10 protein-coding genes and 1 tRNA gene are annotated in these 11,964 nt (G+C 47.8%); 2 read left to right on the top strand and 9 right to left on the bottom strand.

Features of this window, described 5'->3' with window-relative positions; translation table 11 throughout:
• Positions 1–21: 21 nt before the first annotated feature.
• The 8 genes from CBE68_RS10265 to CBE68_RS10300 form a co-directional block, all read right to left on the bottom strand.
• Positions 22–1,017: an ABC transporter permease gene (locus tag CBE68_RS10265; protein ID WP_188708120.1), complete on the bottom strand. Its 996-nt coding sequence runs from the start codon at positions 1,015–1,017 to the stop codon at positions 22–24.
• A gap of 82 nt (positions 1,018–1,099) precedes the next feature.
• Positions 1,100–2,470, bottom strand: coding sequence for a CmpA/NrtA family ABC transporter substrate-binding protein (locus CBE68_RS10270; RefSeq protein ID WP_087506030.1), 1,371 nt, complete (start codon positions 2,468–2,470; stop codon positions 1,100–1,102).
• A gap of 492 nt (positions 2,471–2,962) precedes the next feature.
• Positions 2,963–4,711: a sugar phosphorylase gene (locus CBE68_RS10275; RefSeq protein WP_087505993.1), complete on the bottom strand. Its 1,749-nt coding sequence runs from the start codon at positions 4,709–4,711 to the stop codon at positions 2,963–2,965.
• Positions 4,712–4,720: 9 nt separating this feature from the next.
• Positions 4,721–5,944 (bottom strand): glycosyltransferase family protein, encoded by a 1,224-nt coding sequence (locus tag CBE68_RS10280; RefSeq protein WP_087505994.1) that lies wholly within the window; start codon positions 5,942–5,944, stop codon positions 4,721–4,723.
• Between the two features lies 1 nt (position 5,945).
• Entirely contained in the window at positions 5,946–6,794 is an 849-nt protein-coding gene (locus tag CBE68_RS10285) for an HAD-IIB family hydrolase (protein ID WP_087505995.1), read from the bottom strand.
• A complete protein-coding gene (locus tag CBE68_RS10290; RefSeq protein ID WP_233143584.1) occupies positions 6,791–7,609 on the bottom strand; it encodes a kinase in 819 nt (272 codons plus the stop codon). The genes CBE68_RS10285 and CBE68_RS10290 overlap by 4 nt, the downstream gene beginning before the upstream one ends.
• A gap of 191 nt (positions 7,610–7,800) precedes the next feature.
• On the bottom strand, positions 7,801–8,541 hold the full coding sequence (lpxH, locus tag CBE68_RS10295) for a UDP-2,3-diacylglucosamine diphosphatase (RefSeq protein WP_229744694.1): 741 nt from the start codon (positions 8,539–8,541) through the stop codon (positions 7,801–7,803).
• 5 nt (positions 8,542–8,546) lie between these two features.
• Positions 8,547–9,041: a peptidylprolyl isomerase gene (locus tag CBE68_RS10300; RefSeq protein ID WP_087505997.1), complete on the bottom strand. Its 495-nt coding sequence runs from the start codon at positions 9,039–9,041 to the stop codon at positions 8,547–8,549.
• 167 nt (positions 9,042–9,208) lie between these two features.
• On the opposite strand from CBE68_RS10300, the gene cysS reads away from it, so the two are divergent.
• Positions 9,209–10,588, top strand: coding sequence for a cysteine--tRNA ligase (gene cysS, locus CBE68_RS10305; protein WP_087505998.1), 1,380 nt, complete (start codon positions 9,209–9,211; stop codon positions 10,586–10,588).
• Between the two features lie 77 nt (positions 10,589–10,665).
• Here the strand turns inward: cysS and folD are convergent, their stop codons facing one another.
• A complete protein-coding gene (gene folD, locus CBE68_RS10310) occupies positions 10,666–11,520 on the bottom strand; it encodes a bifunctional methylenetetrahydrofolate dehydrogenase/methenyltetrahydrofolate cyclohydrolase FolD (protein ID WP_087505999.1) in 855 nt (284 codons plus the stop codon).
• A gap of 222 nt (positions 11,521–11,742) precedes the next feature.
• On the opposite strand from folD, the gene CBE68_RS10315 reads away from it, so the two are divergent.
• Positions 11,743–11,819: transfer RNA gene (locus tag CBE68_RS10315), tRNA-Arg, on the top strand.
• The last annotated feature ends 145 nt before the right edge of the window (positions 11,820–11,964 follow it).

Genomic DNA, 11,964 nt, shown 5'->3' on the forward strand with positions numbered 1-11,964 from the left:
TTATCCTTTTTGTCCAAAGCCTTATTGGGCGCCTGCTTTATCCCAAGACACGACGCGTTGCACTTGCAACATGATGCGGTCGAGCAAGAAACCGATGAAACCAATGACAATCACAGCAGTCATGATGCGAGACAAAGAGTCAGAGCTACCGTTTTGGAACTCGTCCCAAACGAATTTGCCCAGACCTGGGTTCTGCGCCAGCATTTCTGCTGCAATCAATACCATCCACGCAACACCCAGAGATAAGCGCATACCAGTGAAAATAGCTGGAATCGAGGCTGGCAAAACAATCTTCTGAACGTGCTTCAGTGCTGGTAAACGCAACACTCGGCTCACGTTGACTAAGTCTTTGTCGATAGAAGCAACACCGACAGAAGTGTTAATAACCATTGGCCACAAGCAACATAGCGTCACTGTGATCATGGAGTTGATGAAAGACTTAGGTACCACAGGGTCCGGGCTGACATAAAGGGCACTGACGACCATGGTGACCAGCGGCAGCCAAGCGAGAGGCGACACGGGTTTAAATAGTTGAACAATAGGATTGACTGCGATGTTGAGCTTTTTGTTGAGGCCAATGGCAATACCCAGAGGAATAGCAATCACAGCCGCTAAAATGAAGCCTGACATTACGGTAATCAAGCTGGTAACAATTTGGTCGAAGAAGGTTTCTTTACCTGTGTACTTACGGATTTTCGGTTCGTAAGTTGGATCTTTGGCAACGCGAGCAGCATTGCGTTTTTCTTGGCGCTCGTAAAACGCCGCGGCTTTGTCGCGCTCAGCGACGTGCTCGTCATACAAAGTAACAGCTTGCGTAGCAACTTGAGAAGGGCCTGGGAATTTACCTAATGAAGTATCAATGCGATCGGCTGCCATCGACCAAATCAGCAAGAACATTGCGATTCCGATAAGTGGCAGGGCAATCAAGTTGGTAGCTTGTTGCAAAATGGACTTGAATTGAGGGTTGTTCAATTGAAGTGCATTCATTTTCGCTACCTTAGTCGTTGTAGTTGTCATATTTGTAACCTCTAACACCTGGAATGTTGCGCCCGGTTTGCTTGGGAGAAATGCTCCCCGGGCGCGTGGTTATGACTGGTGTTTAAATTTTGTCGCCAGTTTTCAAACCAATTTTAAAGCTATCGATGTATGCGTTCGGCTTGGTACCGTCATAGCTAACGCCATCAATGAATTCTTTTTGCACAGGTTTGAAGCCGGTTTCAGTCGCAAAGTCAGGGAAGCCTTTGGCATCAACTAATTTCTCTTTAATAAGTGATTTAGCTGCCGCGGCATAGATGTCTGGGCGGTATACTTTCTTCGCCATATCGAAGTACCAGTCATCTGATTTGTCTTCTGAGATTTGGCCCCAGCGACGCATTTGAGTTAGGTACCAGATAGCATCTGAGTAGTACGGATAGGTCGCGTTGTAGCGGAAGAACACGTTGAAATCAGGTACTTCACGCTTGTCGCCTTTCTCGTATTCGAAGGTGCCAGTCATTGAGTTGGCGATTACGTCGTAATCAGCACCAACATAGTTAGACTGTGACAAAATTTTCACCGCTTCTGGGCGGTTGGCGTTGTTGTTCTCATCCAACCAAATAGCGGCGCGGATCAGAGCACGAGTCAAACGAATAGTGGTGTTTGGATACTTCTCAGCAAACTCAGCAGTGATACCAAATACTTTCTCAGGGTTGTTTTTCCAGATTTCGTAGTCAGTAATAACTGGCACACCGATGCCTTTGAATACTGCTTGCTGGTTCCAAGGTTCGCCGACACAGTAGCCGTAAATCGTGCCAGCTTCCAAAGTGGCAGGCATTTGCGGTGGAGGCGTTACTGACAATAGTGCTTCGGCATCGATTTGGCCTGACACGTCACCTTTGTGAGGCGCATAGTAACCAGGGTGAATACCGCCAGCTGCCAACCAGTAGCGCAACTCATAGTTGTGGGTCGATACTGGGAATACCATACCCATGTTAAATGGCTTACCTTCTGAGGTGTATTTCTCTACCACAGGTTTGAGGTAATCGGCTTTGATCGGGTGAACTGGGCGACCATCTGCCATTTTAGGAATGTTAGGCTTCATTTGTTTCCAAACTTCGTTAGAAACTGTAATGCCGTTACCATTCAAGTCCATTGAGAATGGGGTGATGATGTGAGCTTTTGTACCAAAGCCCATGGTTGCCGCGAGCGGCTGACCGGCCAGCATGTGAGCACCATCAAGACTACCGTCGATCACACCATTGAGCAGCACCTTCCAGTTCGCTTGCGCCTCGATGGTGACATACAGGCCTTCCTCTTCGAAGTAACCTTTTTCGTATGCAACCGCGATTGGCGCCATGTCGGTCAGTTTGATAAAGCCAAATTTCAGCTCTTCTTTTTCTGGCCAACCTAGCTCTTCAGCTGCAGCTTGGGGCGCAAAGATTGTTGCGATTGTAAGGGTAGCAACTGAAGCGATTACTGCTCGTTGCTTCATTGCCTCTTGTTTTAGTTGAGTGAGGCTAGTCCACGTACGTTTGATTAATGACACCTGCATTCTCCATCCGTTTATTATGTTGTTCTGAAAACTAAAAAAGGCGCTCTCACAGCACTGACAAAATTCAGTGAGCGAGAGCGCCTTTGCTCTAATTCAGTTTGTGTTGCAGCGCTGATTGAAATGGTCAAATCGCAGCTGCTTGTGTTGATTAACTGATTGCGAAGCTTGTGCCAGAACTGGAATAAAACAAAAAATATTTTTTAATCTATTTAAATACAATGGGTTAGATCTATTTTGTTTGCATCGGCATACCGCTTATTTTTATTGTTGCATGTCATTTGCACTAAAATGAGTGCTCCGCTTTGGGGGCGTTTTTAAGTGAATGCACAGCTTTGGTGAGTTTTGTCACACTTCTGGTTGAACCCTGAATCCTCAAAATGAGGCAATAAAAAGCCCGACTTTTAGCCGGGCTTTGTCAAAATGGCGCAGCAACTAAAAGATGTTGGTGATCCAAACAGTCTGGTAAGGAGCAAGCTCCATTTCCATTCCTGATAAATCAACTTTTTCCTGTGCTACTAGGTCAAACCAATCGATATTGTCGATCAAGTTGATATCACCGAGATTTAGCAGCTGTGGTTCATCCGACACATTACTGACAGAAAAGATACTTTGTTTGCGATCTAAGCTTTGCCGCCAAAGGCCAAATAGTTGACCTCCCAGTTGTAAGGTAAATTGAGTCGCATTGGGATGAAATGCCGGCTGCTTGGTTCGGATATCGATCAATCGGCGCATGTGACCGAGCACTTTGCTATGTTGGGTTCTGTCATCGGCCAATGCTTCAGCGAGTGCTTGATCGTCCCAGCGATGGCGATTAATTGAGCGATTGTGCTGAGTGTGTTTTAACTTTTCATAGTCATTGCCAGTCGCCAGCAGGCTGTGAATATAAATGCCTGGTACACCTTCCAAGGCAAACATAATGGAGTGAGCACATAAAAAGCGTTGCTCACCCCAGCGGTCAGGCCCATTGATGGTGCCTTGCAACGCATCATACAGAGCGATGTTGATTTCGTATGGTTTACGCTGACCATGATCGGCGGTGCGCCAACTGACACAACCACCAAACGAGGCCATGGTATTGACCAGCTGATTGATTTCCTCTTCACTCAGCAAACCCTCAGCCGGGCGCAAGCCGATGCCATCATGTGAAGCAATGAAGTTAAAGTATGCAGTGCCGTTTTGCGCTGGCGGCATACTCATCAGCCATTGTTTCAAGTAGCGACAGTTGCCAGTGACCAGAGTGTTAACTAATAGGGGCGGCAGTGAGAAGTTATAGATCCAGTGTGCTTCGTTAGCGTTGCCGAAGTAACTGAGGTTTTGCTGGTTTGGGATATTGGTTTCAGTGATGACCACTGCATCTTCAACGGCATGCTCGATCAAACAACGTAGCAAGCGAATACATTCGTGAGTCTGTGGCAAGTTGATACTGCTAGTACCCACAATCTTCCACAAGAATGCTACCGCATCGAGGCGGAATAACTTGACGCCACTATCGAGGTACTGGCGAATAATCGATATAAAAGCGATTAGCACTTCCGGGTTGCGGAAGTCCAAATCGACTTGGTCATGGCTAAAGGTACACCAGACATGTTGTAGGCCATTACCGGTTTCGGTCTCTCGCAGTAGCGGTGATGTTCGCGGGCGAACTACTTGTGATAAATCATCAGTGGGGTCCGCCGTCATAAAGTAGTCGCTACCGGTGCCAGAGCCTTTGATGAAGTTTTGGAACCATGGGCTGCGACTTGAACAATGATTGATCACCAAATCAGCCATCAGTCGATAATCATCAGCAATAGCCTCAATATCTTGCCAATCGCCCAATGCATCGTTGACACTCGAATAATCGATCACTGCAAAGCCATCGTCAGAGCTGTAAGGAAAGAATGGCAAAATGTGCACCGAATTGATGATGCCCTTACAGTGATCATCAAGGAACTGATGCAGATACTTCAATGGCTGTTGTTGTTGACCACAGATGCTGTCGCCATAGGTGATCAAAACAACATCCTGCTGATCCCAATGATTGATGAAGTGCTCAGGTGTTGAGTTCACCTCATCCAGTCGCATGGTCGCCAAAATGCGAGCCATTATGGCCTCGAGATCATCAACGTGCTCGACATCGCGATAGATAGTCGCCAGATGATGAAGAACTCGCTGCTGCAGGTGTTCGGTAGCGTCGGTCATTCGTGCTCCTTAGCGCAAGAATTCTTTGCGATCTTCTTCGACCGCAGTATAGAGGCGTTCCAGTACATCCGGCATCGCGCTAACAACGCGGTTCCAACTCGGAATGAATGGTGTATCCATCGGATACTCTAGGAACTGCTGGCCGGCGGTCATAATGTTTTGGGCGAACATTTCGACCGCTTTCTCTTCATTATGAATATCGAGAGTGAGGCCATTGATAATGGCATCGTTGCGATAAGCTTCAATAAAGTCGAGAGCGATGCGGTAATAGGTTGCTTTTAGTGAACGGAATACTTCGGTGCTGAAGGTTTCGCCTTGAGTCGCGAGTTTACGAAATAGCGCCTTGGTAATGTCAATGGACATTTTGCTCAAACCGGCATTCTTGTTCTCTAGCGATAAATCCTGATGTTTGTGATCGTAAACTCGGGCGATATCAACCTGACACAGGCGGTTATTTGAGTAGTTGCGGTGCATTTCTGACAGCACGCCAATTTCTAGGCCCCAGTCACTCGGGATACGAATGTCGTTGAGGACATCGCGGCGGAAAGAAAACTCTCCAGCTAGCGGATAGCGGAAGCTGTCCATGTATTCTAGGTATTCGCTGTGGCCACAAATACGCTTCAGCGCCAACAACAATGGTGTTACTAGCAAACGCGAGACTCGGCCATTGATCTTGCCATCGGCCACTCGGGCATAGAACCCTTTACAGAACTCATAGTTGAACTGGGGATTTGCCACCGGGTAGATTAAACGCGCTAGCAGGTCGCGTTCATAAGTCAAAATATCGCAATCGTGGAGTGCGACAGATTCAGACTTGTTTGACGCCAGAATGTAGCCCATGCAATACCAAACGTTGCGGCCTTTACCTAATTCTTTGGGCGCGAGACCGAGTTCGGCTAGCTCTTTGTCCAACGCTTGCAGGCGCGGGCCTTCATTCCAAAGTACGCGATGGTGCTGTGGCAGTTCACCAAAGAACTTCAAGGCATGTTGATACTGGGCTTGATCAGCGCGATCGAGGCCGATGACGATTTCGGTAAGGTAGTTAACCCCTTTCAAATTATCGATGATATTTTTCAGTGCAGGGCCCTCAAGTTCAGAGTAGAGCGAGGGCAAAATTAGCGCCATGGGGCGAGTTTTATTAAATTCGTACAACTCCGCTTCGATTTCTTCAAGTGGGCGTTCGGCAATGTTATGCAGTGTAGTGATCACACCATTTTGGTAAAAGTCTGCCATATTATTTCTCTCGTTCTAAAAGGGCCTGAGCTGGAATTTCCAGCAATTGAATAAGGGTCTCTCGCCAGCCTTCGGGGCCATAAGCTTTGGAGTGATTTAAGTTGGCTTGGCGTTTTAGTTTTGGGGCCGAATGAGTTGGCGAAGCAATGACCACGGCGTGGTCGGCGATTTCCAACATGTCGACGTCGTTTTGACTGTCACCTAAGGCGATGGACTGAAATTCTGTGTTTGGATAATGGTCGCAATACAATTGTTTGAGCCATTGCATTGCTGCGCCTTTATTGACGGCATCGCCGACATGAAGGAAGCGGCCGCCTTGTAATACATTGCCTCCCAATTCATTGATAGCTTGAATAAACAATAACTTGTCTTCGCGGTTGCCATGCCATAAGACCGGCTCACCAAATTGCCGTTTAGCAGCTCGCTCTGCTTGTTCAGTTGTTAGGCCGGTCAACTGCACGAGTTGTTCAATCGACAGGTTTGAGAAACTGGTGTAAAGCGATTGAAAGCTGGGTTTCAAGCTGTGCAACAGGTTCAGCCAATGCTCGCGTGGACGACTCATTTCGTATCGCCACAATGCACCATCATCGTGACAGTCTTTGGGACATTCGGGAAAGAGCTTTTTCGGCAAGTAAACTGCTGCACCATTTTCGACAATAAAGGGCGCTGAGTTATTTAGTTCCTTGCGAATGTGGATCAATTCTGCGCAAGTTTTGCTGGTGTTGGCAATAACGGGTATTTGTTGCTCATCAAAGTAGCTAAGCAACGGTTGGGCCGGTTCAAAAGAATAGCTGAAATGGTCCAGCAATGTGCCATCTAAATCGGTGAAAATTAGCGGCTGACCAATCATAAAAATAATTCCTTGTTGCGACTAACCTCGGATATTCCACGGTCAGGCTGTAACTGCCAAACCACATGACTGTTGGCTGGCAATGTCGCTAATCCGTGTTCGGTTAGACGTTGAAAATAGCTGATAAACGTTTCGATTTGTTGTTCGCTCATCAACCCGGAGCGATCATCATCCGCTGACAATCGGGCTGCTAGTTTTTGTTCTTGTTGGTGACGCCACTGCTTAACACAAGCAAATGAGGGTGCTTTGAGCATCAACATTATGTCGGTTAATTGATACAGCGGAAGGTAATGCTCGACGATTTGATTATTAACGTAGTTGCGCCATATCCCTTGGCAATCTTGCTCAGTTTCTAGCCCATTTAACGGCGATGACAAAGCCGCCGAGGGCTGCTGTGAGATGCCCCAACACCAGCCCTCGACAATAATAACGTCGACTGCAGATGGCACATGGGTCCACTGACTGGTCTCAAATCGATCATCGGTTGCTTTGTTAAAGCGGGGAATTGCCGTTGCCTCTTGGCGTTGCAATGCGCCAATAACGGTCATCATTAACTGACAATCGTGGGTGCCTGGAACACCGCGAGTAGCCAAAAGCGGGTGCACCGATTTGGCTAATTGCTGGCGCTCAGCTTTAGTCAGGTAGAAGTCATCCATCGACATCGCAACGACGGACAAACCAAAATTTTCCGATAAAGTTAGTTCGAGATAGGCTGCTAGCGTTGACTTTCCAGAGCCTTGACAGCCATTGATAGCAACGATTAGCGGTCTTCTTGCACCATGTTGGTGCTTGTTGATTTCGGCTGAAATTGGCATGAACCATTTTTGCGCATGCTGGAGATAACCGGTATCCAGGCCGTTTTCATCAAGGAAACACTGTTGTTGCGGTGTGGGTTTGATAACTGCCTCCATTGATCGAGATATTTTGGAGGAATTAATTCAACTTGCATGCCACATCCACACTAGAGGTGTGGATGTAGACTGCTCTAAAGGCAGATTGGCTGAGTTTAGTTGGCTTGGTGGGGAAGCGCTATAAAACTGATTTGACCATCATCAGAGCAGGCCAAAACGTTACCTTGTTTAAACCAGTCGCCGAGTACAATACGCCGGGCTTCTGCGCCGTCGACGGCTAAGGTGTGAATGGCTTGTCGGTGAGTGTGACCATGAATCAGTAAGTGGGTTTGGTTTGCGATCATTTGCCGCAGGACCTCGTCCTGAGTCACATCCATGATGGTCATCGACTTTTCAGATTTTGCTGTTTTGCTTTGCTTTTTCATGTTTTCAGCAATGCGGGTACGGACTTTTAACGGCAGTCTTAGCATCAGCAATGGCCACCACCAGCTGCGGCTCTTCCGGCGGAATTTTTGATAATCGACATCGAGTGTGCACAGGGTGTCGCCATGCATTAGTAACGCCGGCTGACCATACAAATCAATAACACTATGCTCGGGTAGGATGGTGACACCCGTTTCTTTGCAAAATCGGCGGCCGATCAGAAAATCTCGATTGCCAGCGATAAAGTATAGTGGCACGCCAACGGAAGACAGCGAAGCGAGAGCATTCTTGACTTGGTCAATGGTGTCGGTGCGGTAGTCATCACCGACCCAATAGTCGAACACATCACCGAGTAGGTAAATAGCGTCTGCTTGTTGGGCCGGGCCAGTGAGGAACTCGAGCAGAGTTTTGGTGATGTCTGGTCGCTGCTCGGTGACATGCATGTCCGACAGCATATAGGTGATGCCGGACACTATAATTATTCCTCGATAGTCGCGCTGGTGATCAGCACTTCTTCGTTGGGAACGTCTTGGTGGAAGCCAAAGCTACCAGTTTTCACTGCTTTGATCTTGTTGACCACGTCCATACCTTCGACAACTTCGCCGAATACGCAGTAACCCCAGCCTTGCACCGATTCATTTTTGAAATCTAAGAAGCCGTTGTCGGCTACATTAATAAAGAATTGCGCAGATGCTGAGTGCGGTTCCATGGTGCGAGCCATGGCAATGGTACCAACTTTATTGCTGACGCCATTATTGGCTTCGTTCTGAATCGACTCACCGCTGTCTTTTTCGTCCATGCCTGGAGCGAAGCCGCCACCTTGAATCATGAAGTTATCGATGACGCGGTGGAAGATTGTGTTGTCGTAAAATCCATCTTTAACGTACGACAGGAAATTGGCTACAGTCTTCGGTGCTTTATCTTCAAACAGGTTGAGTTTGATGTCACCGAAAGTGGTGTGAAGAACAACCATGAAACATACTCTCGTCAAGATCAGGGAGCAGAATAGTACCTAAATGCTGGCCAATGGAAAAGCAATTCCTAATTCCGTAATTTGCATGCGGATTAAGGGATGGCGCTTGTTTGGTGCTTGAGCAATGATACAATGCCGCCTCTTTTATCAATCAGTAAGGAATCCAAGTGCTTCAACTTCACAATACGCTGACGCGCAAAAAATCGGTATTTGAACCAATTGAGCCGAACAAGGTTGGCTTGTACGTCTGTGGAGTCACCACTTACGATTTCTGTCACATTGGCCACGGTCGCACTTATGTGGTGTTTGATATCCTCAATCGCTACCTCAAATTTTCTGGCTATGAAGTCAACTATGTCCGCAACATTACTGATGTCGATGACAAAATCATTCGCCGCGCCAATGAGAATGGTGAAACCTTTGAGCAAGTGACCGAGCGCTTCATCGCCGCCATGCATGAGGACTTTGATGCGTTGGGCATTATGCGACCGAACATTGAACCGCGCGTTAGTACCTCGATGGTTGAAATCATATCGTTAATCGAGCGCCTGATTGAGCGCGAGCATGCCTATGTGGTTGCCAATGGCGATGTCCTGTTTGATGTCTCAACCTTCGATAAATACGGCGCCTTAAGCCAGCAAGATTTGGATATGCTTAAGGCAGGCGCTCGAGTTGATGTTGATGAGCACAAAGATGACCCACTTGATTTTGTTCTCTGGAAATCGGCCAAACCGGGTGAACCAAGTTGGGATTCGCCATGGGGTAAAGGCCGTCCGGGTTGGCATATTGAATGCTCTGCGATGACCATGGCGCATTTAGGTGAAGAGTTCGATATTCATGGTGGCGGTTCGGATTTGACGTTCCCACATCACGAGAATGAAATTGCCCAATCTTGCTGTGCCACTGGTAAGAACTATGCCAACACTTGGATGCACGGCGGCATGGTACAGATCAACTCCGAGAAAATGTCGAAGTCATTGAATAATTTCTTCACCATCCGCGACGTGCTTAAAGAGTATCCGGGGGAGGTTATTCGCTTTTTCTTGATCGGCTCGCAATATCGCACTCAACTGAACTACAGCGAAGACAACCTCAACCAAGCTCGTCAAAGTTTAGAGCGCATGTACACCGCGTTGCGTGGTGTCGAAGTTACTGAAGTTTCTCTGGCGGACAGTGAATATAAGGTTCGATTCTGCCAAGCGATGGACGATGATCTAAATGTTCCAGAGGCCATGGCGGTATTGTTTGATCTAGTCCGTGAACTCAATCGAGCTAAAGAACAAGGCGCAGATGATGTTGCTACTTTAGCTGGCACACTTAAACAACTGGCTGCGGTGTTAGGTATTCTGCAACAAGAACCGGAAGCTTTTTTACAAGGCGATGGCGACGATGAAGAAGTTGCTCATATCGAGGCTCTGATTCAACAGCGAGCTGATGCTCGCGCTAGCAAAGATTGGGCAGCAGCTGATGAAGCGCGAGATGCCTTAAATGCATTGAATATTGAGCTAGAAGATGGCCCCAATGGCACGACTTGGCGACGGAAGTAACTGTTGCTGAAGTTGATTGCTGAATACGAAAAAGGCCGCGATAGCGGCCTTTTTTAATGGCAACACACGTTGCTCAGTCAGTCATGATATTGCTCAGCTGCCAGCAGCGTGTTTTCAATCAGGCTCGCGACGGTCATTGGACCAACGCCGCCCGGTACTGGTGTAATAAAGCCCGCGCGCTCTGCTGCTGTGGCATATTCAACATCACCGACTAATTTGCCATCTTCAAGACGGTTAATGCCAACATCAATGACTATGGCCCCTGGCTTAATCCAGTCACCAGGCAGGAAGTTTGGTTTGCCAACGGCAACCACGACCAAATCCGCCTCTCGTACGTGTGACTCCAAATCTTTGGTAAAGCGATGACAACAGGTTGCGGTACAACCGGCTAGCAACAGTTCAAGCATCATTGGCCGGCCAACAATATTTGATGCGCCCACCACAACGGCATTGAGTCCATGAGTTTTCACCCCTGTGGATTCAATCAGCGTCATGATGCCTTTGGGAGTGCAAGGTCGCAGAGCCGGAATACGCTGAGCCAAGCGGCCAATATTGTATGGGTGAAATCCGTCTACATCTTTATGCGGGTGAATGCGTTCCAGAATCAATTCTGAGTTGAGGTGTTCTGGCAAGGGAAGCTGAACCAGAATGCCATCAACTTCGCTGTCATCATTCAGTTCATCAATTAACGACAACAGTTCTGCTTCTTCTGTTGTGGCCGGCAAATCGTAAGAACGAGAGATAAAACCAACTTGCTCACATGAACGGCGTTTGTTGCCGACGTAAACTTGAGAGGCCGGGTCTGCACCCACCAAAACCACGGCTAGTCCGGGTATACGTTTACCAGCGTCACGACGAGCGTTTACCGCTTCAGCAACTTGCTCTTTGAGTTGAGCAGCGACGGCTTTACCGTCGATGATTTGTGCAGTCATCTTGTTGTCTGTTTATTAGATGTAGGGAAAAGAAGCGATATTGTCGCAGACTTTTGGGGAAAATTGGAAGCGCCAAGCGGTTTGCTGCGCCGTTTGATTGTTATTTAATCACAAAGCGCGAAGGTTACCCCGAACAATACCAAAAACCGTTTGACGCTCTTCTGTTGCATCGCTATTATCGCCGCCTGATCGGCAAGTGGACCAAGGTTTGCCGCAAGTCATGACCCCATAGCTCAGCTGGATAGAGCATCTGCCTTCTAAGCAGACGGTCGCAGGTTCGAATCCTGCTGGGGTCGCCATTATTTGCGATTCTCAGCGAGAAGCCAGAATTTAGACGTTTCTGCTCTCGACTCCCCGATAACCCGCCGCTATAATGTCGCGTCAAAATTTTAACTGAGCACTAGCTATTACGTGAGTGTTCGCGCGTAAGCACGAATGAGAAGC

This window comes from Neiella marina (genome assembly GCF_002165625.1).
GTDB lineage: Bacteria > Pseudomonadota > Gammaproteobacteria > Enterobacterales > Neiellaceae > Neiella > Neiella marina.

Excerpts from the sequence above, each read along its gene's own strand:
- CBE68_RS10270 (WP_087506030.1), bottom strand. The coding sequence starts at position 2,470 with ATGAAGCAACGAGCAGTAATCGCTTCAGTTGCTACCCTTACAATCGCA.
- CBE68_RS10280 (WP_087505994.1), bottom strand. The coding sequence starts at position 5,944 with ATGGCAGACTTTTACCAAAATGGTGTGATCACTACACTGCATAACATT.
- CBE68_RS10300 (WP_087505997.1), bottom strand. The coding sequence starts at position 9,041 with ATGGTTGTTCTTCACACCACTTTCGGTGACATCAAACTCAACCTGTTT.
- CBE68_RS10285 (WP_087505995.1), bottom strand. The coding sequence starts at position 6,794 with ATGATTGGTCAGCCGCTAATTTTCACCGATTTAGATGGCACATTGCTG.
- CBE68_RS10275 (WP_087505993.1), bottom strand. The coding sequence starts at position 4,711 with ATGACCGACGCTACCGAACACCTGCAGCAGCGAGTTCTTCATCATCTG.
- CBE68_RS10265 (WP_188708120.1), bottom strand. The coding sequence starts at position 1,017 with ATGACAACTACAACGACTAAGGTAGCGAAAATGAATGCACTTCAATTG.
- folD (WP_087505999.1), bottom strand. The coding sequence starts at position 11,520 with ATGACTGCACAAATCATCGACGGTAAAGCCGTCGCTGCTCAACTCAAA.
- CBE68_RS10290 (WP_233143584.1), bottom strand. The coding sequence starts at position 7,609 with ATGCCAATTTCAGCCGAAATCAACAAGCACCAACATGGTGCAAGAAGA.